Origin of the sequence: Rhodoferax ferrireducens (assembly GCF_031458075.1) — a bacterium.
Classification (GTDB): Bacteria; Pseudomonadota; Gammaproteobacteria; order Burkholderiales; family Burkholderiaceae_C; genus Rhodoferax_B; species Rhodoferax_B ferrireducens_A.
The window spans coordinates 207,306-232,533 of sequence record NZ_JAVDXT010000004.1 but is presented as its reverse complement, the minus strand read 5'-3'; the positions used below and the strand labels follow the sequence as shown (position 1 = coordinate 232,533).

Sequence of the window (25,228 nt, the reverse complement as noted above, 5' to 3'; positions counted from 1 at the left end):
GCCATCCCCACCAAAAGCATGACCATGCAAGCACTGCAAAAAACCCATACCGGCCCCGGCCTGGAGCTCCAGACCGTCGCCCCGCCACCCGCTCCCGGCCCGCACGAGGTGCTGCTCCAGGTGCAGGCCGCCGGCGTCTGCGGCACCGACCTGCACATCGACGCCTGGACCGCCAGCTACCACTTTCTGGCCGCTGCACTGCCAGTCACCGTGGGCCACGAATTCAGCGGCGAGGTCGCAGCCTGCGGCAGCGCGGTGACCGACCTGCCGCCCGGCACCCGGGTGGCGGTGCGACCATCCACCGTCTGCGGCCAATGCCCGGCCTGCCAAAAGAGCGACTTCGACGCCTGCACTCAGCGGCGCGGCATCGGCGTGCTGCGCGACGGCGGCTTTGCGCCCTGGGTCGTGGTGCCGGCGCGCAACTGCGTGGCCGTACCTGCCGAGGTGCCCGCCGATGTGGCGGCGCTGGCCGAGCCGCTGACCGTCAGCCACGAAGCCGTGCGCATGGGCGGCGTGCAGCCCGGCGACCGGGTGCTGGTGCTGGGGCCGGGCAATATCGGCCAGGGCATCGCCTTGTTCGCCCGCGCCGCGGGCGCCGCCCAGGTGGTGGTGGCTGGCTATGACGATGCGGCGCGCTTTGCCGTGCTGCGGACCATGGGCTTTACCGACCTGCTGGACTTTGCCGAGCAGCCCATGGCCCAAGCCCTCGCTCCCTACCTGGCCCAGGGCAAGTTCGACGTGGTGATCGAGGCCACCGGTGCTGCCGCTGTCATCAACCCCGCACTGGCCGCGCTCAAGACCCACGGCGTGCTGGTCATCACCGGCATCCACGCCCAGCCCGTGCCCATCGACCTGACGGCCCTGGTGCGGAATCACCAGCAGCTGCGCGGCAGCTACCGCGCGCCCGAGGCGCACTGGCCGCTGGTGATGGACTTCATGCGCACGCACCACGCGTTGCTGCAACACATGATCACCCACCGCTTCCCACTGGCGCAGGCGCTGGACGGTTTTGCGCTGGCGCACAACAAGGCCGCCACCAAGGTGCTGATCCAGCCGCAGGCCGAGGCCGCATGATGCAAGCCTTTCTGGCCCTGTGGAACAGCGTGGCCCCCGAGGTGCAGGCCGAGTACGAGGCATGGCACAGCCTGGAGCACGTGCCCGAGCGCACCGCCCTGCCCGGCTTTGTCGAGGCCTGGCGCTACCGCGCGCTGCACGACCCGCTGCGCTACTTCACCTGCTATGCGCTGGATGGCCTGGCCGCGCTGGACACGCCCGGCTATCACGAGGTGATGGCCCAGCCCAGCCCCTGGTCGGCCCGCATGCGCCCGGCGCTGCGCGACTTTGTGCGTCTGCCATGCACGCTGCGCGGCGCGGCGGGTGTCTCCAGCGCTAGCCAGCTGGTGGTCACAGTCTTGGACATTACTCCTGAAAACATAGCTGCCTGCGCAGGAAGAATAAGCGCCAGAGCCCTGAATCACCACATAGTCTGCGCCCACTGGGGCCAGCTGGCCGACATGGGCACCTACCCGGTGGCCGGCCTGGGCAACCAGGCCTCCAACGCCCTGGCCCAGGGCGCGCACCGCCATGTGCTGATGCTGCAAGGCGTGGACCCGCCCCGGCTGCTGGAACAGGCCCAGCAGCTCGGCGCCGAGCTGGCCCCTTACAGCAGCACAGTCATCGCCCCCGAGGCCTTCGGCCTGCTCAGCCACACCCGCCACGACGCGCTGGACACCCCCCCCCGGCTGGCGCCGCGCATGGATGTATTCGCACAATTCCACCCCAACGGAGACACAAAATGAACAAACGCAGATTTATCCACACCGCCCTCGTATTCGCCAGCGGCCTGGCGCTACAGGCCCAGGCGGCCGACGCCTGGCCCAGCAAGCCGCTGCGCATCATCGTGGGCTACCCCAGCGGCTCCTCGCCCGACATCCAGGCGCGCATGCTGGCCGAGCCGCTGTCCAAGGCCCTGGGCCAGGCGGTGGTCGTGGAGAACAAGCCCGGCGCCAGCGGCAACATCGGCGCCGACGCGCTGGCCAAGGCCGACGACGGCCACACCATCGGCGTGATCGGCAACGGGCCGCTGACCAGCTCGCCGTTTCTCTACGCCAAGCTGCCCTACCAGCCGCACAAAGACTTCGCCCCCATCGCCCTGATCGGCAGCGCGCCCCTGGTTTGGGTGGTGCCCAAGGCCGAATACCCGGGCAGCACCGCCGCCTACCTGAAGGCCGTGCACGCCGATGGCGAGCGCCTGGCCTACGGCTCGATTGGCCCGGGCTCGGGCGGGCACTTGGGCATGGAGCTGGTGAAGCAGGCACTGGGCTTCAAGGCGCTGCACGTGCCGTTCAACGGCGGCCCGCCGATCCTGAACGCCATGATGGGCGGCCAGGTGCAGCTGACCCTGCTGCCCGCGGCCACCGTGATGCCGCTGGTGCAGGCCGGCAAGCTGGCCGCCGTGGCCGTGACCTCGGCGCAGCGCAGCCCGCTGGCACCGGAGCTGCCCAGCATGGACGAACTGGGCGCCAAGGGCGTGAACATCGAAGTCTGGAACGCGGTGATGGCCCCGGCCCGCATGCCGGCTGCCCACCAGGCGCGGCTGGCCAGCGAGCTGGCCAAGATCCTCGGCAGCCGCGAGATCCGGCAAAAACTGCTACTGCAAGGCTGGAAGGACCAGGACCCATCGCCCACCGCGCTGACCCAGCGCATCCAGGCCGACACCGCGGTCTACCGCAACCTGATCGCCCAGAAGGGCATCAAGATCGACGGCTAGAAGAACGCGCGGATGGTCTGGGCCACGCGCCGCACGTCGGCCTCGCTGACGTCCAGGTGGGTGACCAGGCGCAGCGTGTAGCGGCCGGAGGCCAGCACCTGCTGCGCCTGCAAATGGGCCATGAAGCCATCGGCCTGCTCGGGCGCGATCTGCATGAACAGCATATTCGTCGGCCCCAGGTCGACCCGCAGTCCCGGCACGCCGGCCAGCAGCTCGGCCAGCAAGCGGGCGTTGGCATGGTCGTCGGCCAGGCGCGCCACGTTGTGCTCCAGCGCATACAGGCCGGCCGCGGCCAGCACACCCGCCTGGCGCATGCCGCCGCCCAGCATCTTGCGCCAGCGCCGCGCATCGGCGATCAGACTCTGGCTACCCAGCAGCACCGAACCCACGGGCGCGCCCAGGCCCTTGCTCAGGCAGATGCTGACCGAGTCGAAACCAGCGACCAGCCGGCGCTCGGCCTGGGCCAGCGACTCGCGGGGCCGCTGCGAGGCCACCGCTGCATTGAAAAAGCGCGCGCCATCCAGATGGCATTGCAGCCCCCGGCCATGGGCCAGCGCGGTGGCGGCTTCCACATAGTCTTGCGGCAGGACCTTGCCGCCAATCGTGTTCTCCAGCGCCAGCAAACGGGTGCGCGCATGGTGGAAGTCATCGGCCTTGATGGCCGCGGCGATGCGCTCCAGCGGCAGCGAGCCGTCGGCCGCGTGGTCCAGCGGCTGGGGCTGGATGCTGGCCAGCACGGCGGCGCCGCCGGCCTCCCATTTGTAGCAATGCGCCTCCTGACCGACGATGTACTCGTCGCCGCGCTGGCAGTGCGCCATCAGCGCCAGCAGATTGCTCTGGGTGCCGCTGGGGCAGAACAGCCCGGCGGCAAAACCCAGGCGCTCGGCCAGCGTGGCCTGCAACCGGTTCACCGTGGGGTCGTCGCCATATACGTCGTCGCCCAGCGGGGCTGCGGCCATGGCGGCTTGCATGGCGGGGCTGGGGCGGGTCACGGTGTCGCTGCGCAGGTCTATGGTTTTCATGGAAACACAGGAAGTGAAAACAGCCGCTATTAGAGCCGGCTTTGCGTGGTCCGTCAGGGCGCGGGGTCTGGCAAGCCGCCGTCTCCCGGGTCTTGTGGCGCAGCCGGTTGCGGCGCGCCGGCATCGGGCTCGACCGGCAAGCCGCCGGGTTCCGGGCCGTCCGGCACATCGTCGTGCGGGCGGTGGGGTTTGTGCAAATGGATGGACATGGTGGCTCCTGGTGGACGTTGCCATCTTGGCCCCGCTGGCCGGCGATGTCACCCGGACCAGGCCGCGCCGCCGCGTCGGCAGCGGCCTACAGCGCATCCCGGATAATCCCGCCCATGTTTCACATCGTCCTGGTCGAACCCGAAATCCCGCCGAACACCGGCAACGTCATCCGCCTGGCGGCCAACACCGGCTGCCATCTGCACCTGGTGGAGCCGCTGGGCTTCTCCATGGACGACAAGCACATGCGCCGCGCCGGCCTGGACTACCACGAGTACGCCACGCTGACCCGGCATGCCGACTGGCCCAGCTTTCTGACCAGCGCCCTGCCCGACCCGCAGCGCATGTTCGCCCTGACCACGCGCGGCACCGGCAATGTGTTCCACACCGACTTCGCCGCCGGCGACTGGCTGGTGTTCGGCTCGGAAACCAAGGGGTTGTCGGACCGCGTGCGCGCCGACTTCACGCCCGAGCGCTGCCTCAAGCTGCCGATGCGAGCCGGGCAGCGCAGCCTGAACCTGTCGAATGCAGTAGCAGTGACGGTGTTCGAAGCCTGGCGCCAGTGCGGTTTTGAATAGCTACTGAATTAATAGCTGCTTGCGCAGGTGGAATATGCGCTAGAGCCTGATTTCTTGTAAATTCAGGCGTAATGCCGGACCAAGGACTCGGCGACGCAGGCCGGTTTGGCCTGGCCTTCCAGCTCCATCGTCGCCTCCAGCGTGAGCTGCACGCCGGGTGTGTCTGGCGGCAGCGGCGTGCAGGCCAGCAGCTTGAGCCGCGCGCGCACCCGGCTGCCCACCGGCACCGGGCTGATGAAGCGCAGCTTGTTCAGCCCATAGTTCACCGCCATGCGCGACTCGACTATGCCGAACGAGGCATCGAACAGCCGCGGCAGCAGCGACAGCGTGAGGAAGCCGTGGGCAATCGGCCCACCGAACGGCCCGGTTTTGGCCCGCTCCACATCCACATGGATCCACTGGTGGTCGCCGGTGGCGTCGGCGAACTGGTTGACCTGCTGCTGGGTGATCAGGGTCCAGTCGCTGACGGCGATCTCGCTGCCCACGGCCGCGGCCAGGTCGGCAAAGCGGTCGAAGCTGCGCACGGCTTCAGGCATCCAGCCAGGCGCTCAGCGGCTGCCATTGCTCCAGGTCTTTCTCGACCCGGCTGGTGTGCACGTCGAACAGGCTGAGCCCGCTGGCGGCCAGGTGCACATAGTTCTGGGTGTTGCGCAGATAGGTCAGCACCGGCAGCTCCAGGCCTTCCAGGTAATCGTGCAGGCGCTCGGCGGCCAGGGTGCGCTCGTCGACCCGCATGCCGACCAGGCCCACCTGCATCTTGTCGATGCGGCGGTGCTCGGCCAGCCGGTCCAGAAACTTGCGCGTGGCGAAGATGTCGAACACGCTGGGCTGCAGCGGCACGATGATCTTGTCGGCCAGCTTCATCACGTCCTTGAAGCGCTTGCCCTCCAGGCCGGCCGGGGTGTCCAGCACCGCGTACGTGGTGTCCTTGCCGGCTTTGGGCGGCTTGTCGATCTCGTCGGCCTCCACGTCCCAGGCACCGATGGGCGCGGCCGAGGTCGGGCGCAGGCTCAGCCACAGGCCCGAAGACTGCTGCGGGTCCGCATCGCCCAGCACCACGTGGTGACCCCGCGAGGCGTAATAGCCGGCGATCTGGGTCGACAGCGTGGACTTGCCGACACCGCCTTTGGGGCTGGCAACAACGACGATGGGCATAGATGGCTCCTAAATGAGGAAACTGCGGAAAATTTTGCTATGTTAGCGGCATGCACGATCCGAGTCCTCCCACACCTTCCCCAACTTCCCCACCCCGCATTTACCTTCTAGCCGCCCATCCCAACTGGCGCGCCTCCCTCGTCAACCAACGCCTGCTGGCCGCCGCCCGGGCCCTCACCGCCAGCGCCGACGGTCCGCAGATCGAGGTGCAAGACCTGTACGCCAACTACCCCGACTACGACATCGACGTGGCCGCCGAGCAGGCCCGGGTGGAGGCCGCCGACCTGTTGGTGCTGCTGCACCCCATCCAGTGGTACGCGATGCCGGCGCTGCAAAAGCTCTGGTTCGACGAGGTGCTGACCTACGGCTGGGCCTACGGCGCGGTATCGGCCGAGGGCCTGGATGTGGCCCCGGCCGGCACGCCCGGCACGGCGCTGCGCGGCAAGGCGCTGTGGCTGGTGCTGACCACCGGCGGGCAAGAGGGCTCGTACCAGCCGGGCAACGACCACCGGCACCCGTTCGACAACTTCCTGCCGCCCTACGAGCAGACCGCCGCGCTGTGCGGCATGCGCTTCTTGCCGCCGCTGGTGCTGCACGCCGCGCACAGCGCGGGCAAGCAGGAGGTCACCACCCACATCGACAGCTTTCGCCAGCGGCTGCAGAGCTACCCCCATTGGCCCGAACTGAACACCTGAGCACCTGACCGCATGGAACACGCACCCACCTGGCTGACCAACAGCTTCATCTACCTCAGCGCCGCGGTGATCGCCGTGCCGCTGAGCAAAGCCCTGGGCCTGGGCTCCATCATCGGCTACCTGGCGGCCGGCATCGTCATCGGCCCCTGGGGCCTGGGCCTGGTCACCGAGGTGCAGGACATCCTGCATTTCGCCGAATTCGGCGTGGTGCTGATGCTGTTTTTGATCGGCCTGGAGCTGGAGCCCAAGCGACTCTGGAGCCTGCGCCGGCCGATCTTCGGCTGGGGCTCGGCCCAGGTGCTGGGCTGCGCGGCGGTGATCCTGGTGGTCGGCATGGCGGCCGGCGCGCCCTGGCGCATCGCTCTGGTGGCGGCGCTGGGCCTGGCTTTGTCCAGCACGGCGATAGCGCTGCAGGTGTTTGGCGAGCGCAATCTGCTGCCCACACGCAGCGGCCAGGCCGGGTTTTCCATCCTGCTGTTCCAGGACGTGGCGGCGATTCCCATCCTGGCACTGCTGCCGCTGCTGGGTGCGGTTTCTGAACAAAATGAGGCTCTGACGCATACCTCTCCTGCGCTGCAAGCGCTTAAAACTGTAGCAGTGATTGCGGGCATCGTGCTCGGCGGGCGTTTGCTGTTGCGGCCGCTGTTCCGCTGGATCGCGCGCTCCAAGGCGCCGGAGATCTTTACCGCCGCCTCCTTGCTGCTGGTGGTGGGCATCGCCTCGCTGATGCTGTCGGTCGGCCTGTCGATGGCCTTGGGTGCCTTTCTGGCCGGCGTGCTGCTGGCCGAGAGCGAGTACCGGCGCGAGCTGGAGACCGACATCGAGCCCTTCAAGGGCCTGCTGCTGGGCCTGTTCTTCATCGCCGTCGGCATGGGCGTGGACTTTGGCGTGCTGCGCCAGTCGCCGGGGCTGATGGCGGCCATCGTGGTCGGCTTTCTGGCCGCCAAGCTGCTGGTGATCTACGCCATCGCCAAGTTCATGGGCGTTCCGTTCCAGGAGCGGCCGGTGTTCACCGTGCTGCTGGCCCAGGGCGGCGAGTTTGCCTTCGTGGTGTTCCAGACCGCCAGCGCCGCCCAGGTGTTCTCGGCCCAGACCTCGTCGCTGCTGGTCGGCTCGGTGGCGGTGTCGATGATCGTCAGCCCCTTGCTGCTGCTGGCCATCGACAAGCTGCTGCTACCCCGCTTTGCCGAGCGCGGCAGCAAGCGGCTGGAAGAAATCTCCGAGCAGCAGGAAGCGCCGATCATCATTGCCGGCTTTGGCCGCTATGGCCAGATCGTCGGCCGCATGCTGTTGACCCAGGGCCTGAGCGCCACCGTGCTGGACCACGATGCCGATATGGTGGAAACCATCCGCCAGTTCGGCTTGCGGGTGTTCTACGGCGACGCCGCGCGGCTGGACCTGCTGCGCCTGTCCGGCGCGGCCACAGCCAAGATTCTGGTGGTGGCGGTGGATGACAAGGAGCAGAGCCTGAAGATCATCGACCTGGCGCACGAACATTTCCCGAACCTGGAGATCGTCGCCCGGGCCCGCGACGTGCCACACTGGTATGCGTTACGCGACCGCGGCGTGCAGCGGGTGGAGCGCGAGGTGTTCGAGTCCAGCCTGCGCAGCGCGCGCTCGGTGCTGGAGATTCTGGGCTACCCGGCACACGAGGCGCGCCAGCAGGCGATGCGGTTCCGCCGGCACAACATCGACCTGTTCGAGCAGATGTACCCGCACCGCAAAGACCGCAACAAGCTGATCGCCGTGGCCACCGAGGGTCGGCAGCAGTTGGAAGAGCAGATGGCCCAGGAACGCGCGCAACAGGCGCAGCGTCGGCCCCAGAGCTGGGGCAAAACCGAAAGCGGAGGCGACTAGTTACAGCGCCTCGTCCAAGGCCTGGGCTTCTTCTTCGTCGGCCGGCGCGGGTGCCTGGTAGGCGAGCACCATCTTGCCCACCTCGTCGGCCATCGCCTGGCGCAGGCTGGCCGGGCCCAGCACCTCACAGTGCGCGCCGTGCTGCAGGATGTCGGCGATCAGCCCGCGGTGGTCCATATAGGGCACGCGCAGCAGGTAGCTGCCGTCGTTCTGCAGCTTGCCCTGCTGCAACGGATGCCACTGCACATTGGCTACCGCGCTGGCCCGTTCGGCGCTGAACTGCAGCCGCGCCCAGCGCACCCTGCCGCTGGTGAACACGCCGTAGCCGGGTCCGAAATGGGCGTCCAGCTTGGGCTCGGACACGTCGATGGCGCTGCTCGCATGGACCCGGGCGTCGGTAATCGCGTCCACCGCAAAGCTGCACAGTGCCTCGAGGGAATGGCTCCAGGCCTCCAGATGCCAGCCGCCGCGGCAATGCACCAGACGCAGCGGCGAGATATCGGGCTCCATCACGCTTTCGCCGCCTTGCGCATGCACCAGACCCAGGCGCTTGCGCCGCACCAGGGCCAGGCCAACCCGCTCGAAATAACGCGGCGTGGCGGTGTCCTGCTCCAGGCCGATGATGCGCACACGCCGGCGCAGCTCTTGCAGTTCGGCGTCCTTGCTGTCCAGCAAGGCCTTGAGCCGGTCGCCCACGGGCACCGGGTTGATGATGAGCCCGCCGGTGTCCAGGCTCGCCAGCAAATGCTGCATGGTCAGCAAGGCATGGATTTCGGTAGACGAGAACCACAGGCCCGGCAGTTCATGGGCGCCGGTGGTCACCTCGCCGGCCATGGGGGCCAGCCGGTAGCCACCCGCGGCGCGGCTCCATTCAATGGGGAGTTTGAGGCGGGTGCGCAGATCGTCGAGATCACGCTTCAAGGTCGCTCGGGAGACATTCAACTCGGCCTGCAAAGCTGCGAAACTAATGACCTTGTGCTGCCGCAACAGCTGGTCAATTTTGTAAAGACGCCCGGTCTGGTCCATGGTTTCCCCAAATCGAGGTTCGGTTTTATGTAATAGGTGTAACCATTTGATTCCAACATGGGCCATAGAGCAAGGCCCTTTTACACACTGCCTTCACGCGCATGAGCCAGCAGCCCCGCTGTATCGTCTATTTCACAACATCCCACAGTAATTTGCACCCGGTCAGCAGCATGCCAAGGTAAAGCAAGCGGTAAAACAACACCGGACTGATGCGTTTGGCGATGCGCACGCCTATCCACACGCCCACCGGCGCCAGCGGCAACAGCGCGACCGACGTGGCGAGGTTGCGCCAGTCCAGCAAGCCCAGCCAGGCGTACGGAATCCATTTCGACAGGTTGATGCAGAAGAAGAACACCGCCATGGTGGCCGAGAACTTCAGCGGCGACAGGCGCAGCGGGATCGCGTAGGCATTGATCGGCGGACCGCCCGCATGGGCAATGAAGCTGGTAAAGCCCGAGGTGGTGGTCAGCAAGGCGCCAACCCAGCGCGGCGGCGGCGGGCTGTCAGGCCGGGGCGGAAACAGCAGGCGCTGGGCCAGGAACAGCAAGGTAAAGCCGCCAACCAGGCCCGCCACCAGCTTGGCATCCAGCAGCTTGAACAGCAGCGACCCGAGCACCGTGCCGAGCAGCCCGAACGGTATCAAAAACCGCAGCAAAGGCGCGTCGAAGTTGCGCCGGAAAGCCGCCAGCCCCAGCACATCCATCAACAGCAACACCGGCATCAGGATGGCGGCCGCCTGCGGCACGGTCACCACCAAGGCCATCATCGGCACGGCCAGCGAGCCGAAGCCCGCGCCGAAACCGCTTTTGCTGATGCCCAACAACAGCACGGCAGGAATGGAGATGGCATAGAAATGCCAGTCGGTGATCAAGGGAAAGCTTGCAAGCATGGTCGGGGATTCTAGGAGCCGCCCCAGGGCCGCGCTTTGCCCATGGTAGGCTTGCGGGATGTTCAATCCGTCCCAAGCCGATGTCCGTCGATTCTTTTGCTCTGTTTACGCCAAGGCGCAAGCAGGACAAGCGCTAGAAGCTATTGAAACCATAGCAAGCCAATGGATCGACGAGCATCCGGAATACCACGCGGACTTCCGCGATGTGGATGCGGCTCTGGCCCGCAATTACGATGCCGAAGCCGGCAAGACCAACCCCTTCCTGCACCTGTCCATGCACCTGTCGATCAGCGAGCAATGCTCGATCGACCAGCCGCGCGGCATCCGCCAGTCGGTCGAGCTGCTGACGCGTCGCCGCGATTCCCTGCACGATGCCCACCATGAAACCATGGACTGCCTGGGCCAGATGCTGTGGGAAAGCCAGCGCGCAGGGCGGCCGCCCGACGGTGCCGCCTATATAGATTGCGTGCAGCGCCGGGCCACGCAGGACTGACCCACCCACCCAATAAAAAACCCGCCGAAGCGGGTTTTTTATTAAATGGCTGAATCCGGTTCAACGGAAGCGCGACTGCGGCACCACTTTGAGCTCGCCGTCCAGCGAGTTCACATAGCCAGCCAAAGCCTTGAGTTCGGCCGCAGAGAACTGCTTGGCCACGCCGCCCATGATGGCGTTGGAGCGGCCTACCAGTGCGTTGTTTTCGACCTTGTAGGACTTTAAAGCCACGAACAGGTAGTCGGCATGCTGGCCGGCGATCTTGGGATAGCTCGGGTCGATGGGCTTGGAGAAGTTGTCGCCATGGCAGGACACGCATGCACCCTTGGTCAGCAAAGCCGCCACCTGGGCACTGGGTTCCACCGTAGATTTAGCCGGAGGCGCAGCGCCTTCGACCACGCCATTGGCGCTGTAGAAGGCAGCCACATCGGCCATATCCTGGTCGCTGAGGGAGTCGGCAATACCGCGCATGGTGGGGTGCTTGCGCTCGCCCTTCTTGTAGGCATTGAGTGCGGCAACGATGTACTTCGCGCCCTGGCCGGAGATCTTGGGCACCTTGTGCACCTCCGGAAAGCTGGCCTGGTAGCCCACGATACCGTGGCAACCAATGCACATATCCACCTTGGCATGGCCTGCTTTGGGGTCTCCGACGATCTCCTGGGCAAAGGTTGCAGCGCCCATGGAAGCGACTGCCAATGCAAATACCGTGGTGAAATACTTATTCATTTTTGCGCGCACAATCTGGTGAAAAATCGAGCCTGTAATCAACCTTCGATTATATCCGGCGCGCTTCATATTTCTTCACTTCTTCCGGCTAGCTCCATCCCATGAAGTTTCAAGGCTCCAACAACTACGTCGCCACCCAGGACCTGATGCTGGCAGTCAATGCGGCCGCCACACTGCAACGCCCGCTACTGATCAAGGGGGAACCCGGTACCGGCAAGACCATGCTGGCCGAGGAAGTCGCCCTGGCACTGGGCATGCCGCTGCTGCAGTGGCACATCAAATCCACCACCAAGGCGCAGCAAGGCCTGTATGAATACGATGCAGTCAGCCGCCTGCGCGACTCGCAGCTAGGGGATGCGCGGGTCAAGGACATCCACAACTACATCCTCAAAGGCGTGCTGTGGCAGGCGTTTACCGCCGACGAACCGGTGGTGCTGCTGATCGACGAAATCGACAAGGCCGACATCGAGTTTCCCAACGACTTGCTGCGCGAGATCGACCGCATGGAGTTCTACTGCTACGAGACGCGCGAGCTGATCCGGGCCAAGAACCGCCCACTGGTGTTCATCACCTCGAACAACGAGAAAGAACTGCCCGACGCGTTTTTGCGCCGCTGCTTCTTCCACTACATCAAGTTCCCGGACGCCAGCACCATGCAGCAGATCGTGGACGTGCACTTTCCCGACCTGAAGAAAGAGCTGCTGACGGCGGCCATGAAAACCTTCTACGACGTGCGCAACCTGCCGGGCCTGAAGAAAAAGCCGTCCACCTCCGAGCTGCTCGACTGGCTCAAGCTGCTGGTGGCCGAAGACATTTCCGCGGCCACCCTGCATAGCCAGGACGACACCGTGGTGGTTCCGCCACTGGTCGGCGCTTTGCTCAAAAATGAGCAGGATGTGAGCCTGTTCGAGAAACTGGTGTTCATGCAACGCCACCACCGTTGACCCAGGTTCACCCCCCGTTCAACCAAAGCCCGGAGACTCGCATGGCCCGCTTCATTGATGCTGTGACCCTGACCGGACGCAACCACGTGCTGCTGGAACCCTTGCGGCAAGAACACACGGACGAGCTACTGGCTGCGGCGGCCGATGGTGAACTCTGGAAGCTCTGGTACACCAGCGTAGCCAGCGCGGATGCCGCGCTCAGCTATATCGACAAGGCGCTGGAGATGCGCGACAACCAGGGTGCCATGCCGTTTGTGGTGCGGCGCAAATCCGATGGAAAGATCGTGGGTACGACCCGCTACTTCAACGTCGATGCCGCCAACCGCCGCCTGGAAATTGGCCACACCTGGTACAGCAAAAGCGCCCAGCGCACCGGCATCAACACCGAAGCCAAGCTATTGCTGCTCAAGCATGCGTTCGAAACCCTGAACTGCATTGCTGTCGAATTCCGCACCCACTGGTTCAACTTCGAAAGCCGCGCCGCCATTGCCCGTATCGGCGCCAAGCAGGACGGCGTGCTGCGCAACCACCAGCTCGCACCCAACGGCACCTTGCGTGACACCGTAGTGTTCAGCATCATTGCCAGCGAATGGCCTACGGTGAAGGCGCACCTGCGCTGGATGCTGAACAAGCCGCGCGATTGAGCCTACCACCATGCTGATCGACTTCTTCTATACGCTGCGCTCTGCCAAGCTACCGGTTTCGGTGAAGGAGTACCTGAGCCTGCTGCAAGCGCTGCAGGCCGGCGTTGTGGGCCCAAACAGCGAAGATAGCTACAAGATAGACGACTTTTACTACCTGAGCCGCTGCACCCTGGTAAAGGACGAAAAGCACTACGACAAGTTCGACCAGGCCTTTGCCGCCTACTTCAAGGGCGTAGAAACGGTGGCCGATTTCACCCAGGATGTGCCGCTCGAATGGCTGCGCAAAAACCTGGAGCTCGAACTCAGCCCCGAAGAAAAAGCCAAGATCGAGAAGATGGGCTGGGATGAGCTGATGGAAACGCTGAAAAAGCGCTTCGAAGAACAAAAAGAACGCCACGAAGGCGGCAGCAAATGGATAGGCACCGGTGGCACCAGCCCGTTTGGCGCCAACGGCTACAACCCGCAGGGCATACGCATAGGCCAGGAAAAAAGCCGCAACAAAAGCGCGGTCAAGGTCTGGGACCAGCGCGCCTTCAAAGACTATGACGACCAGCAGGAGCTAGGCACGCGCAATATCAAGGTGGCGCTGCGCCGGCTGCGCAAATTCGCCCGCCAAGGCCATGCCGACGAGCTGGACCTGCCCGACACCATACGCTCTACCGCTGCCAACGCCGGCTATCTGGATATCAAAATGGTGCCAGAGCGGCATAACAACGTCAAAGTGCTGCTGCTCATGGATGTCGGCGGCAGCATGGACGAACATGTGCAGCGGGTCGAAGAGCTGTTCAGCGCCAGCAAGAGCGAATTCAAACACCTGGAGTTCTATTACTTCCACAACTGCGTGTACGACTTCATGTGGAAGCACAACCGCCGCCGCTACAGCGAGAAATTCGCTACCTGGGACATCCTGCGCAAATACAACAAGGACTACAAGCTGATCTTCATCGGCGACGCCACCATGAGCCCCTACGAGATCCTGCAGGCCGGTGGCAGCGTGGAATACAACAACGAAGAGCCGGGCGCCGCCTGGCTGCAGCGGCTGACCCAGGCCTTCCCCAAGTTCGCCTGGATCAACCCCGAGCCCCAGGGCCTGTGGCAATACCGCCAAAGCATTGGCGTGATCCAGCAGCTGATGGCCCAGCGCATGTTCCCCCTGACCCTCAAGGGCCTGGAAGACACCATGCGGCTGTTGTCCAAATAGCCGATGCTGCGATTCTGGCTGCGGGTATCGCTGTGTGCGGGTGTGCTGCTACTGGGATGCCCAGGGGCACTGCTCGCGCAGCCCTTGCCTGAACCAGCTGCCGCCAGTACCCCCACGCACCCATTCGCCTTCGACCTGCGGGTCGAGGCCCCCGACAAAATACGCGAACTGCTGACAAAACACCTGGAACTGCAGCGCTACCGCAGCCTGACCGATCTGGACAGCACAGAATTGGCGCGCCTGCTACAAGCCGCCGAACGCAACGCCCACGACCTGCTGGCCACGCAGGGCTATTTTTCCTCTACCGTCACCATCACTACGCTGGACACGCCGCAAAGCGCCAGCGCGCCGCACGAAGTATTGCTGACGGTACAGCTGGGCGAACCCGCCCGCATTGGCCAGGTAGAGATCGCGTTCACCGGCCCCATCGCCGAAGACCCGGATGCACAAGAGCTGCGCGACAGCATACGCAGCGGCTGGCTGCTGCGCGCCGGGGAACGGTTCACCCAGGAAGCCTGGGACGACGCCAAAACCCAGGCTCTGCGCAGCCTGACCATCCAGCGCTTCCCCACCAGCGAAATCGCCAACAGCCTGGCCGATATCGACCCCGACACCCACACCGTGCGCCTGGAGCTGACGCTGGCCTCGGGCCCGGCCTTCCGGTTTGGCACGCTCGACCCGCGCGGCACGCAACGCTACAGCCCGGAGCTGGTGCGCCGCCTGGCCCAGCTGCCCACCGGCTCCGACTACACCCAGGCCCAACTGCTGCAAACCCAGCAACGCCTAGCCGATAGCGGGTATTTCGACTCGGTTTTTCTGACGTTGGACACCAATGGCGATCCGCGCACCGCCACCGTGGTGGCCCAGCTGCGCGAGGCCAAGCTGCAAAAACTGGTGCTAGGCGTGGGCTTCAGCACCGACAGCGGGCCGCGCGTGTCGGCCGAACACACCCACCGCCAGCTGCCCTGGATAGGCTGGCGCGCGGTCTCCAAGCTCACTCTCGACCGCAACACCCAGACCCTGGGCAGCGAACTCACCGCCCCACCCGATAGCCGCAACTGGCGCTGGGCCACCTCGGCCCAGCTGCAGCACCAGGACCTGAGCGGCACCGTCACCAACAGCCAGCGCCTGCGGGCCGGCCGCAGCCAGGAAAACGAGCGCATCGACCGCAACATCTACCTGCAATACGACCACGCGATTGAAACCGCCGGTACCGGGCCGGCAGTGTCGTCCAGCGCCATCAGCGCCAACTACGCCTGGACGCGGCGCGACTTTGACGACATCCGCACCCCCACCCAGGGCTATGGCGTGGCGGTGGAACTCGGCGGTGGCTTCACCTTGGGCAGCGACCGCCAGCCTTACACCCGGGTCCTGACCCGCTGGCTGGGCTACATACCGCTGGGCCAACTGCTCCCGGGCAATACCTCGGCGGTACGCGCCGGCCGCCTGGCGTTGCGGGCCGAGGCCGGTGCCGTCATCGCCAAGGCCGATGCCAATATCCCCAGCAGCCAGCAGTTTCTGACCGGCGGCGACACCACCGTGCGCGGCTACGGCTACCAGGACATCGGCGTACCCAGCACCAGCGGCAGCATCACCGCCGGCCGCTATCTGGGCTCGGGCAGCATTGAATGGCAACGCCCCATCATCGTCAACGGCCGCGCCAGCGAATGGGAAAGCGCGGTGTTTGCCGATGCCGGCGCAGTGGCCGACACCGTGGGCGCCATGCACGCCAAGGTCGGCGTGGGCGCTGGCGTGCGCTGGCGCAGCCCCGTCGGCCCAGTGCAGATGGACTTGGCCTATGGACTGGCCACCCAAAAAGTGCGCCTGCATCTGAGCGTGGGGTTCAGCTTTTGAGTACGGTGCGCAGGTCTTATCGCAAATGGCTGCTCTGGCTGCTGGGCGCGCCCCTGCTACTGCTGGCGGCCCTGGTCGTGGGGCTGGTGGTCTGGCTCGGCAGCGACACCTCGCTGGCCACCGCACTGAACCGCGCCGCCAGCTACCTGCCGGCTGGCCACAGCCTGGAGGCGCGCGATGTGACCGGCTCGGTACGCCGAGGCGGCCACATCGGCAGCCTGCTCTACCAAAGCCCCAGCCTGAAGGTCGAAGCCCAGGACGTGGCGGTGGACTGGCAGCTCGACCGCCTGGTGCGGCGCGAGCTGCAACTGGGCAAGCTGCACATCACCCGGCTCGACATCGAAGCCACCCCGTCCACCGAGCCCAGCAGCCCGCTCGCCGACATCGTGCTGCCGCTGACCGTGGACCTGCCATTCGAGGTGGCAGAACTGCGCTGGAAAGGCCCGCCAGCCCTGGACGCCCAGCAGCTGGGTGGCCGCTACCGCTTTGACGGCAGCCAGCACCAGCTCGACATTACGAAGGTACGCATCGCCTCGGGCCAGTACACCGCCCAGGCCAGCCTGCAGGCACGCAGCCCCATGGCATTGCAGGCCAGTTTGCAAGGCACGGTGGACACCCAGGTCCCGGGCGGCGGCAAGCCGTTGCGCGTTACAGCCCAAGCCTCGGCCAGTGGCCCGCTGGCGGGAGCAGATGCCTTGCTGCAGATCCAGGCCCAGCTGGTACCCGGCAATGCCAGCGCTTTGCAAGCCACTCTCCACGCCCAAATCCAACCCTGGGCCGCACAGCCGGTACACCAGGCCGATGCCAGCTTCCAGCAGCTGAACCTAGCCGACCTGTGGCCCGAAGCCCCACAAACCTTGCTCCAGGGCGACGCCCAGGTCCGGCCCGGCAGCGCCGCCGCCACCTGGCGCGCCCAGGCCCGCGTGGACAACCGCCTGAGCGGCCCGTGGGACAAAAACCGGCTGCCGCTGGACCACGCGGAAACCACGCTGCAGTTCCAGCAAGGCGCATGGATCGTCGAATCGCTCAACGCCCAGCTGGGCAAGGGCGAGCTGCAACTCAGCGGCCAGTGGAATGGCGCAGGCTCCACCGACTGGACCGCCCAGGCCCAGCTGCGCCGCGTCAACCCTGCCGCCATCCATACCCGCATGGACCCGGCCTTGCTGGACGGCAAAGTCAACGCCAGCAGCACCGGGCAGGCGATTCACTTCGACGCTGCACTGCAACCCGCGAGCAACCCCGTCGTCAACCCGACCCTGCGGGGCCTGCGCGTGCGCAGCGTCCAGGCCACCGGCCGCTGGGCCGCCGGTACGCTCAGCCTGTCGGCCCTGAAGCTGCAAACCGACGATGCGCTGTTGCAAGGCCAGCTGGAAGTGGCCATCGCCACCCGCGCGGCCAAAGGCCAGCTGCACTTGACGCTGCCCGGAGCCCAGGCCGATGTGCAAGGCCAGCTCAGCGCCGCGCAGGGTGCGGGCGATTTCGCAGTGCAGGTCAAGGATGCCAACCTGGCCACGCGCTGGCTGGCCCGCCTGCCCGGCGCGGCCGCCAGCCTGCAAACCACCGCCGTCAAAGGCCAGGCCGTACTGACCGGCCGCTGGAACGGTGGCTGGGCCAACGCCGTGGCGGCCAAGCCCAGTGGCACCCCGTTCCACCTGCAGGCCCAGTTGGCGGTACCCACGCTGGAGATCCGCGCGCCGGCCGACACCGGCACACCCGTCAGCCTGCGCCAGCTGGCACTCGATGCATCCGGCAGCCTGAACGCGCTGGACCTGGCCTTGCAAGGCGAAGCCGCCACCGGCACCCAACGCCTGAGCCTGAACAGCCGCGCCAGCGCCGGCCTGTCAGCACCCAACCAGTGGCAGGCCCGCATCGCCAGCCTGGCGCTGCAGCTGCAGGACAGCAGCCGCCCCGGCCCCTGGAAGCTGCAGCTGGACCAGGCTCTCGCCCTGAAGTTCGCCACGCCAGCCAGCGGCAGCAGCTTCGACGCCGCCGCCGGCAGCGCCAGCCTCACCGGCCCGGTGCCGGGCAACGCCAAGATCAACTGGCAGCCCGTGGCCTGGGCGCAGAACGGCGGCCGCCTGCGCAGCACCGGCACGCTGCAAGACATACCCATGGGCTGGCTGGAGATCCTGGCCGCCGGCAATGGCCAGCTGGCGCAAATCGGCCTGCAAGGCAATCTGGTACTGGACGGCGACTGGGACATCCAGGCCGCGCAGACCCTGCAGCTCAGCGCCAATCTGCGCCGCCGCAGCGGCGACCTGCTGCTGCAGACCGGCGACGATGCGGTCAAAGGCGTACCCAGCACCATCAGCGCCGGCATCCGCACCGCCAGCATCGGCCTGCGCACCCATGGCGACACCCTCAGCGCCAGCCTGCGCTGGGACAGCGAGCGCGCCGGCCAGATCGAGGCCGACCTGGCCACCCAGATCCGCCAGGCCGACGGCAGCTGGACCTGGCCCGCCGACGCCCCGCTGAGCGGCAATGTGCATGCCGCCCTGCCCCGGGTCGGCATCTGGTCGGTGCTGGCGCCGCCCGGCTGGCGCATGCGCGGCACCCTGGCCGCCGATGCCAAGCTAGCCGGCACCCGGCTGGCGCCGCTGTGGACGGGCACACTGCAGGCCGACGACCTGGCGCTGCGCTCGGTGGTCGAAGGCATAGAGCTGCGCGATGGCAGGCTGCGCGCCAGCCTCGACGGCCAGCGCCTGAACATCAGCGAATTCAGCCTGCGCGGCGCACCTACTGCCGCGGCCGCCACCGGCAACGCCTCCCGCACCGCGCCGCCGGCCAATGACGGCGGCAGCCTCACCGCCACCGGCTCGGCCAGCTGGAGCGGCAGTGCCCCGGCCGGCATCCAGCTGGATATGCAGGCCCAGGCCACGGCGCTGCGCATCTCGACCCGGGCCGACCGCCGCCTCACGGTATCCGGCACGCTGCAGGCCAAGTTGGCGCAGGGCAAGCTGGCGCTGCAAGGCGCGCTCAAGGCCGACCAGGCATTGTTCATCCTGCCCGATGAAACCGCGCCCAGCCTGGGGGGCGACGTGGTGGTCCGTTCGCGCAGCACCGCGGTGGTGACGCCCAGCCCGGCCACACCCGCGCCCAGCGCGTCGAAAAACACGCCTGACATCAACCTGGAACTCGACCTGGGCAGCGACTTCCACCTGGTCGGCCGCGGCCTGGACACCCGCCTGACCGGCAAGCTCAATCTGCGCGCCGGCCCCACCCTGGCTGGCCCGCGCGTCACCGGCGAGCTGCGCACCGTGCGCGGCAGCTACCGCGCCTACAGCCAGCAGCTGGACATCGACGAAGGCATCCTGCGCTTCACCGGCACCTACGACAACCCCTCGCTCGACGTGCTGGCGATCCGCCCGAACCTCAGCGTGCGCGTAGGTGTGCAAATCACCGGCACCGCGCTGGCGCCGCGGATACGGCTGTACTCCGACTCCGACCTGTCCGACGCCGAAAAGCTCGCCTGGCTGCTCCTGGGCCGCAGCGCCGCCAACGGCGGGGCTGAAAGCGCGGTACTGCAGCAGGCCGCGCTGGCCCTGCTGGGCGGCAACGGCAAAGGCATCTCCGGCGGGCTGGCGTCAGCGCTGGGCCTGGACGAGCTGTCGTTCAGCGGCAGCGCCAGCAAATCAGATGGCACGACCAGCGCCGCAGCCGTCACCTTCGGCAAGCGCCTGTCGCGGGACTTCTATGTGGCCTACGAGCACAGCCTGGCGGGCACCCTGGGCACGCTCTACATCTTCTACGACCTGAGCAAGCGCTTCACCCTGCGCGCCCAGACCGGCGAGCAAAGCGCGATTGACCTGATCTTCACGTTGACCTACGACTGACGATTGCTAAGCAGTTACCACCTGCGACGCATGCGTCTGTGGCCGCCGCGCCGTGGCAGCACTGCCCATGGACGCGGCCATGATGCAGCCTATGGCCAGCCACTGCTGGGGGTTCAGATGCTCGTCCAACAGACCCATGGCCAGCACCGCAGCCACCGCGGGCTCCATGCTGATCATGATGCCGAAGGCTTCCTTGGGCAGCCGCTTCATCGCCACCATTTCCAAAGAAATCGGCAACGCACTGGAGATCGCCGCCACACATACGCCCACCAGCAGCACCGTGGGCGACAGCAGCGCCGCACCGGCATGCGCAATGCCCACCGGCACCACCACGATGGCCGCCACCAGCAGCCCTAACGACACCGAATGCCCCGCATGCAGATGGCCGACGCGCTTGCCGAACACGATGTACAGGGCCCACAGCACCGCCGTCCCCAGCGCGTACAGCACGCCCGTGGGGTCCAGGTCGTTGCTGCTCAGGCCCAGGGGCAGCAGCATGCCCAGGCCCAGAGCGGCCAGCGCCAGCCAGACAAAGTCGACCATCCGGCGCGACGCGGCAATCGCCAAGGCCAGCGGCCCGGCAAATTCGATGGCCACGGCCAGCCCAAAGGGCAAGGTGCGCAGCGACATGTAGAACATCAGGTTCATCGCGCCCAATGCGGCGCCATAGCTGGCAATGGAAATGGCATCGGCCCGCGACAAATGCCAGCGCCAGGGCCGCCACAGCAGCAACAGCAGCAGGGCCGAAAAGCCCACGCGCACGGCCGACGTGCCCTGCGCGCCGACCAAAGGGAAAAGCTGCTTGGCCCAGGACGTGCCAATGCCCAGGGCCGTCACCGCGCCCAGAACCGCCAAAAAAGGAATCACCCGTGGGTAGCGTGTCAAAGTCATGGGTGAAAATATAAATCGCACCACGGCTGGTTTTCGCTGCAAAAACAGGCCACAAACGCAAGATTCGCTCACCATCATCCACCCATATGCCCGCCGCCCTGCCCCTAGACGCATTCGACATCGCCATCCTGGACATCCTGCAAAAGGACAACAGCGTGCCCCAGCGCGCGATTGCCGAGGCGGTGCACCTGTCGGCACCGGCGGTGCAGCGGCGCATCCGCCGGCTGCAAGACAGCGGCGTGATACGCGCCAATGTGGCGGTGATCGACGCGGCCAAGGTCGGCCTGCCGCTGACCATCATCATCGAGCTGCACCTGGAGAACGAACGCCCCGACCGCACCGCCGCCATGCGCGCCCGCATCGCCGCTGAAACCGCGGTGCAGCAGTGCTACAGCGTGACCGGCGAGGCCGACTACCTGCTGATCGTCACCGTCGCCTCGATGGCCGACTACGAGGCGCTGACACGGCGCCTGTTCGAGGGCGACGACAACATCCGCCGCTTCCGCACCTCGGTCACCCTGGGCTGGCTGAAGTCCGGCCTGCAACTGCCGCTGGACAAGGCGCTACCAAGCGGCGGTGCCGGATAAATTTATAAGAAATGTGCCACCTGCGCAGATAGCACCAGCGCTAGCAGCTACGCTTTCAATAGCAAAAATCCGTATACCTATCCAACCCGGGGCGGCAAAAGCGCAACAGGCCCGACTTTCACGCCGGCCGGCGACCGCGCCAAAATCGACCTTGCCAAGCCCTACAATCCGCGCTCCCCTTCGTAGTTCAATGGATAGAACGAGTGCCTCCTAAGTGCTAGATACAGGTTCGATTCCTGTCGAGGGGACCAGGCTTTTGTAGCAGCAGGTAAAGCCGGCCCCTGGCGCCGGGCTCGGCGCTAGAGTGCCTCCGCTGTACATGCAATGCATGCGCGGTGCTTAAACCACTCGAAAGGCACACATGGCCATCAGCTCCGTAACCTCCGCCACCGCCGTGCCCGCGCCGCAAAAGGCCAGCGCGACCGCCCCCATCGACCCCCAGAAGACCGCTAACAAAGACAGCACGGCGGGTGAAACCGCGCCGAGCGCCAATTTCCATGTGAAGATGCCGCCGCAGCCGACCTCGAATGCGCTGGGGCACACCATAGGCCAGCACCTGAACCTGCAGGCCTGAGCCGCAAGAATGACAGGTCAAAGAAGCCTCTAGCGCATATACAGTCTGCGCCAGCAGCTATATATACAGTAGCAAGTCAGCTTTTACCGACCCGCTAGGTCTTCAGCGCCCGCCCCACTTGCTCCAGGTCGCGCACCCGCTGCGCGAGTTCGGTGTTGAGGGCCTGGATTTTTTCCTCGGCCTGTTTGCGCTCGGTGATGTCCGAACCCAGCACGTAGTAACCCTCCACCTGGCCGTAAGTATCGCGCTTGGGCATGTAGCGGATGACCTGCCAGACGCCGGGAAAAGGCTGCCAGTCGTAGCCCTGGGGCTGGCCTTTCAGTACCTCAGCAACCATCGGGCTGACCACCGCGTAGCGCTCGGGGCCGAGGATTTCGCGCACCGTGCGGCCTGCAATGTCGGCCTGACCGGGGGCAAAGCGCTGCAGATAGGGCTTGTTCACATACACATAGCGCTGCTGCGCATCGACATAGGCGATCATGGCCGGCACATTGCTGATCACGCTGCGCAGGTGCTCCTGGCTTTCCTGCAGCTGCAGCGTGCGCTCTTGCACGCGCTGCTCGAGCAGCAGGTTGTGGTCGCGGATGCTGCGCTGGACCTGGCGGGGCGTGGTTTCGTCGCGGAACACCAGCACCACGCCGCGCACCAGGCCCTGGGCGTCGCGGATGGGCGCCGCACTGTCGGCTATCGGGCATTCGCTGCCGTTGCGGTGCACCAGCAGCGTGTGGTTGGCCAGCTCCTGCAGGGTGCCGGTCGCAAGCACCCGGTCTACCGGCACCTCGGCAGGCTGGCGGGTCTGCTCGTTGATGATGCAAAACACCTCGTTCACCGGGCGACCGCGGGCCTGGGCCAACGGCCAGCCGGTCAGCCGTTCGGCCAACGGGTTCATGCGGGTGATGCGCCCGTCGATGTCGGTCGCCAGCACCGCATCGCCGATGGACTGCAGCAGGGCCGTCAGGCTGTCTTCGTTATCGGCCAGCGCGCGCTGGCTGGCATCGGCGATGCGCAACTGGCGCCGGATCAGGGCATAGGTGGACACCAGCAAAACCAGCAGCAACAGCGTGGCCAGCGCGCCCGAAACCAGCAGTGTCTTGCGCCCGTGCTGCTGCTCGGCATTGCGCAGGGCCAGCAGCCGGGTTTCCTCCGCCTCCATTTCGCGCAGCAGCCGGTAGGTGCGTTCGCGGGTTTCGCGCAGCGGCGCGGTCGCCACAAAGGCGGTGGCTGCCTCCTGCCCCTGGGTCTTGCGCAGCCACTCCACATGCTTGGATATTTCGATACGCTGGTTGACCACGGCGCGCAAGCCGCTCCAGCGCTGCTGCTGGTCGGGGTTGTCCCGCGTCAGCTGCTGTATCTGTTGCAACACCGCTTCCCGGGTGGCAATCGTCGCATCACGCTCCAGCAGCTGGGCCACGTCGCCGGTGAGGCGGTAGTTCTGGGTGCTGAACTCCACCTGCAGCGTATCCGCGCGGGCGCGGGCGATGTTGCCAATCACCTCCTGGGTGTGCGCCACCCGGCGCGCGGCTTCAGAGGCTTCTTTTTCCAGCTGCCAGGTGATGGCAAACAGCGCGGCCACCACCAGCACGGCAGCCGTAAAGGCGATGAGGATCTTGGCCTCAAAACTGGAGCGTTGTGGTACCGCGGTGATCCCCATGCTGGCCTTCAGAATTTTTTTCATTCTGCCACCGCTTGTTACAAACGCCCTCAGCAGAATCATCCATTCTGTTGACATCCATCCACCCGAGCCCGCTGGTGCAGGCCATCCGGTATGCTGCTGCAGCTTTTGCACAAAAAGCGGCGCCCGCGCATATTGGATGTGCGGCAACAGCTATTGAAAGAGTAGCAAACACCATGCCCCAACACAGCGCCACCATCGTCTGGCAACGCGATGCGCAGCCTTTTACCGACCACCGCTACAGCCGCCGGCACAGCTGGCACTTCGACGGCGGCGCCCAGGTGGCCGCGTCTTCGTCACCGCATGTGGTGCGGCTGCCGTTCTCCGACCCGTCGGCGGTCGACCCGGAAGAGGCGTTCATCGCCGCCCTGTCCAGCTGCCACATGCTGTGGTTTCTGGACCTGGCCGCCCGGGCCGGCTGGGTGGTCGACAGCTACCGCGACGCCGCCACCGGCCTGATGGCCCGCAACAGCCAGGGCCGCATGGCCATGGCCCAGGTGACGCTACACCCCGCCGTGCAGTTCGGCGGCGACCGGCAGCCCAGCCGCGCAGAGCTGGAACAACTACACCACGCCGCGCATGCCGAGTGCTACATCGCCAATTCGGTGACTACCGAGGTGCTGTGCGAGCCGGTGTTCTAACGGAGACCGGATTTACCAAGCCAGTAGTTCAGGATATCGCGCAGACTGGTATCCAGCGGTATGCGCGGCGCCCAGGCGATCTCGTCGTTGATTTTCTTCAATGATCCGACAATCGCCTTGTTGTCATTCGGCCGCACCAGCTTCGGATCGATTTGCTGGGTCACGCTAACCCCCAGAATGGAGGCCATTTGGTCGATGACCGATTTCAAGCTAACGCCGGTTCCGCTGCAGATGTTGTAGATGTGCCCGGAGCGGCCATGCTTCAACAAATCGTCGTAGGCCCGCACCACGTCGCGCACATCGACAAAGTCGCGCACGATGGTGGTGTCGCCGGTCAGCATTACCGGCTCGGCGCTGCCGTTCTGGATGGACAGCAATTTACGGGCAAAAGACGAAATCACGAAAGTATCCAGCTGGCCCGGACCAATATGGTTGAACGAACGGGTCATCACGATATCGCAGCCATAGCCATCGACATAGACCTTGGACAACAGCTCCTGGGACACCCGGGCTACCGCATAGGGGCTGACAGGGTTCAGCAGGGATTCTTCGGTCAGCGGCAATTGATCCAGGCTGCAGGCACCATATTCTTCCGAGGAACCGACCGACAAAATCCGACAACGCGGATTCACCTTGCGCACGGTTTCCAGTAGGTTCAAAAACACATTGGTGTTGTTCGAAAAACTGCCAATCGGATCCACCCAGCTGAAGGCCACGCTGCTGAACGATGCCAGGTGGACGATGTAATCCGGTTGGAACACCTCGATCACCGGCGCCCAGTCCTTGCTTTGCAGCAGATCGGCCTTTTTGAAAGCGCATTCCAGATTCTCAAACTGGTTCACATCAAATTCAGCCGCATTCCGGTCCAGGCCCAAAACCGATATGGGCTCATTCAAGCTGTCCAGGTAGGCCAGAAAATGGCGCCCGACAAATCCCGAAAATCCGGTGATGAGGTATTTTTTCATGGGT

At 65.6% G+C, this 25,228-nt stretch carries 25 protein-coding genes and 1 tRNA gene; 16 read left to right on the top strand and 10 right to left on the bottom strand.

Going from position 1 to position 25,228, the window contains the following annotated elements:
- Positions 1-24 precede the first annotated feature (24 nt).
- Genes J2X19_RS19555 through J2X19_RS19545 form a run of 3 tightly spaced genes read left to right on the top strand, consistent with a single transcriptional unit; the run spans position 25 to position 2,770 of the window.
- A complete protein-coding gene (locus J2X19_RS19555; RefSeq protein ID WP_310375718.1) occupies positions 25-1,074 on the top strand; it encodes a zinc-dependent alcohol dehydrogenase in 1,050 nt (349 codons plus the stop codon).
- Positions 1,071-1,799 (top strand): DUF4286 family protein, encoded by a 729-nt coding sequence (locus J2X19_RS19550; protein ID WP_310375716.1) that lies wholly within the window; start codon positions 1,071-1,073, stop codon positions 1,797-1,799. Before J2X19_RS19555 ends, J2X19_RS19550 begins: the two co-directional genes overlap by 4 nt.
- Entirely contained in the window at positions 1,796-2,770 is a 975-nt protein-coding gene (locus J2X19_RS19545; protein WP_310375713.1) for a Bug family tripartite tricarboxylate transporter substrate binding protein, read from the top strand. Before J2X19_RS19550 ends, J2X19_RS19545 begins: the two co-directional genes overlap by 4 nt.
- Here the strand turns inward: J2X19_RS19545 and ltaE are convergent.
- Entirely contained in the window at positions 2,767-3,792 is a 1,026-nt protein-coding gene (gene ltaE, locus J2X19_RS19540) for a low-specificity L-threonine aldolase (RefSeq protein WP_310375711.1), read from the bottom strand. The two genes, J2X19_RS19545 and ltaE, sit on opposite strands and share 4 nt — an antisense overlap.
- Before the next feature lie 53 nt (positions 3,793-3,845).
- On the bottom strand, positions 3,846-4,001 hold the full coding sequence (locus J2X19_RS19535; RefSeq protein ID WP_310375709.1) for a hypothetical protein: 156 nt from the start codon (positions 3,999-4,001) through the stop codon (positions 3,846-3,848).
- Positions 4,002-4,115: 114 nt separating this feature from the next.
- Between J2X19_RS19535 and J2X19_RS19530 the strand changes: the two genes are divergently transcribed.
- A complete protein-coding gene (locus tag J2X19_RS19530; protein ID WP_310375707.1) occupies positions 4,116-4,577 on the top strand; it encodes a tRNA (cytidine(34)-2'-O)-methyltransferase in 462 nt (153 codons plus the stop codon).
- Between the two features lie 62 nt (positions 4,578-4,639).
- On the opposite strand, the gene J2X19_RS19525 is transcribed toward J2X19_RS19530, so the two are convergent.
- Complete coding sequence (locus J2X19_RS19525) at positions 4,640-5,113, bottom strand: MaoC family dehydratase (RefSeq protein ID WP_310375705.1); 474 nt, start codon at positions 5,111-5,113, stop codon at positions 4,640-4,642.
- The gene (locus J2X19_RS19520) at positions 5,106-5,732 is read right to left on the bottom strand and encodes a ParA family protein (RefSeq protein WP_310375702.1); all 627 of its coding nucleotides are present in this window, start codon (positions 5,730-5,732) and stop codon (positions 5,106-5,108) included. Before J2X19_RS19520 ends, J2X19_RS19525 begins: the two co-directional genes overlap by 8 nt.
- Positions 5,733-5,782: 50 nt before the next feature.
- Between J2X19_RS19520 and kefF the strand changes: the two genes are divergently transcribed.
- Together kefF and kefC are read left to right on the top strand one after the other, a co-directional pair.
- Positions 5,783-6,427, top strand: a complete 645-nt coding sequence (gene kefF, locus J2X19_RS19515; protein WP_310375699.1) for a glutathione-regulated potassium-efflux system oxidoreductase KefF — start codon at positions 5,783-5,785, stop codon at positions 6,425-6,427.
- 12 nt (positions 6,428-6,439) lie between these two features.
- A complete protein-coding gene (gene kefC / locus J2X19_RS19510; protein ID WP_310375697.1) occupies positions 6,440-8,284 on the top strand; it encodes a glutathione-regulated potassium-efflux system protein KefC in 1,845 nt (614 codons plus the stop codon).
- Here kefC and J2X19_RS19505 read toward each other — a convergent pair whose 3' ends face one another.
- Positions 8,285-9,310 (bottom strand): helix-turn-helix transcriptional regulator, encoded by a 1,026-nt coding sequence (locus tag J2X19_RS19505; RefSeq protein WP_310375695.1) that lies wholly within the window; start codon positions 9,308-9,310, stop codon positions 8,285-8,287.
- A 127-nt stretch (positions 9,311-9,437) separates the two neighbouring features.
- On the bottom strand, positions 9,438-10,199 hold the full coding sequence (locus J2X19_RS19500; protein WP_116607205.1) for a sulfite exporter TauE/SafE family protein: 762 nt from the start codon (positions 10,197-10,199) through the stop codon (positions 9,438-9,440).
- 58 nt (positions 10,200-10,257) lie between these two features.
- Between J2X19_RS19500 and J2X19_RS19495 the strand changes: the two genes are divergently transcribed.
- The gene (locus J2X19_RS19495; RefSeq protein ID WP_116607206.1) at positions 10,258-10,692 is read left to right on the top strand and encodes a DUF1841 family protein; all 435 of its coding nucleotides are present in this window, start codon (positions 10,258-10,260) and stop codon (positions 10,690-10,692) included.
- Positions 10,693-10,752: 60 nt separating this feature from the next.
- Here the strand turns inward: J2X19_RS19495 and J2X19_RS19490 are convergent, their stop codons facing one another.
- On the bottom strand, positions 10,753-11,418 hold the full coding sequence (locus J2X19_RS19490; protein ID WP_116607207.1) for a c-type cytochrome: 666 nt from the start codon (positions 11,416-11,418) through the stop codon (positions 10,753-10,755).
- Between the two features lie 101 nt (positions 11,419-11,519).
- Here J2X19_RS19490 and J2X19_RS19485 point away from each other — a divergent pair, with 101 nt between their 5' ends.
- The 5 genes from J2X19_RS19485 to J2X19_RS19465 all read left to right on the top strand — a co-directional run bounded on the left by J2X19_RS19485 (position 11,520) and on the right by J2X19_RS19465 (position 19,894).
- Positions 11,520-12,362 (top strand): AAA family ATPase, encoded by an 843-nt coding sequence (locus tag J2X19_RS19485; protein ID WP_310375691.1) that lies wholly within the window; start codon positions 11,520-11,522, stop codon positions 12,360-12,362.
- A 41-nt stretch (positions 12,363-12,403) separates the two neighbouring features.
- Positions 12,404-13,006, top strand: coding sequence for a GNAT family N-acetyltransferase (locus J2X19_RS19480; protein WP_310375689.1), 603 nt, complete (start codon positions 12,404-12,406; stop codon positions 13,004-13,006).
- 10 nt (positions 13,007-13,016) lie between these two features.
- Positions 13,017-14,207 (top strand): vWA domain-containing protein, encoded by a 1,191-nt coding sequence (locus J2X19_RS19475; protein WP_310375687.1) that lies wholly within the window; start codon positions 13,017-13,019, stop codon positions 14,205-14,207.
- Positions 14,208-14,291: 84 nt separating this feature from the next.
- Complete coding sequence (locus tag J2X19_RS19470) at positions 14,292-16,061, top strand: autotransporter assembly complex protein TamA (protein ID WP_310375685.1); 1,770 nt, start codon at positions 14,292-14,294, stop codon at positions 16,059-16,061.
- 5 nt (positions 16,062-16,066) lie between these two features.
- The gene (locus tag J2X19_RS19465; RefSeq protein ID WP_310375683.1) at positions 16,067-19,894 is read left to right on the top strand and encodes a translocation/assembly module TamB domain-containing protein; all 3,828 of its coding nucleotides are present in this window, start codon (positions 16,067-16,069) and stop codon (positions 19,892-19,894) included.
- 6 nt (positions 19,895-19,900) lie between these two features.
- Here J2X19_RS19465 and J2X19_RS19460 read toward each other — a convergent pair whose 3' ends face one another.
- Positions 19,901-20,785 (bottom strand): EamA family transporter, encoded by an 885-nt coding sequence (locus J2X19_RS19460; RefSeq protein WP_310375681.1) that lies wholly within the window; start codon positions 20,783-20,785, stop codon positions 19,901-19,903.
- An 86-nt stretch (positions 20,786-20,871) separates the two neighbouring features.
- Between J2X19_RS19460 and J2X19_RS19455 the strand changes: the two genes are divergently transcribed.
- From J2X19_RS19455 to J2X19_RS19445, 3 genes are all read left to right on the top strand, one after another.
- Complete coding sequence (locus J2X19_RS19455; RefSeq protein ID WP_310375679.1) at positions 20,872-21,372, top strand: Lrp/AsnC family transcriptional regulator; 501 nt, start codon at positions 20,872-20,874, stop codon at positions 21,370-21,372.
- Positions 21,373-21,548: 176 nt separating this feature from the next.
- Positions 21,549-21,623: transfer RNA gene (locus J2X19_RS19450), tRNA-Arg, on the top strand.
- A 110-nt stretch (positions 21,624-21,733) separates the two neighbouring features.
- Positions 21,734-21,946: a hypothetical protein gene (locus J2X19_RS19445; RefSeq protein ID WP_310375677.1), complete on the top strand. Its 213-nt coding sequence runs from the start codon at positions 21,734-21,736 to the stop codon at positions 21,944-21,946.
- A 94-nt stretch (positions 21,947-22,040) separates the two neighbouring features.
- On the opposite strand, the gene J2X19_RS19440 is transcribed toward J2X19_RS19445, so the two are convergent.
- On the bottom strand, positions 22,041-23,621 hold the full coding sequence (locus J2X19_RS19440) for a PAS domain-containing protein (protein ID WP_310375675.1): 1,581 nt from the start codon (positions 23,619-23,621) through the stop codon (positions 22,041-22,043).
- A gap of 173 nt (positions 23,622-23,794) precedes the next feature.
- Here J2X19_RS19440 and J2X19_RS19435 point away from each other — a divergent pair, with 173 nt between their 5' ends.
- On the top strand, positions 23,795-24,259 hold the full coding sequence (locus J2X19_RS19435; protein ID WP_310375673.1) for an OsmC family protein: 465 nt from the start codon (positions 23,795-23,797) through the stop codon (positions 24,257-24,259).
- Here the strand turns inward: J2X19_RS19435 and J2X19_RS19430 are convergent.
- Positions 24,256-25,224 carry a GDP-mannose 4,6-dehydratase gene (locus J2X19_RS19430; protein WP_310375671.1) on the bottom strand — a complete coding sequence of 323 codons (969 nt, stop codon included), beginning with the start codon at positions 25,222-25,224 and terminating at the stop codon, positions 24,256-24,258. The two genes, J2X19_RS19435 and J2X19_RS19430, sit on opposite strands and share 4 nt — an antisense overlap.
- Positions 25,225-25,228 lie beyond the last annotated feature (4 nt).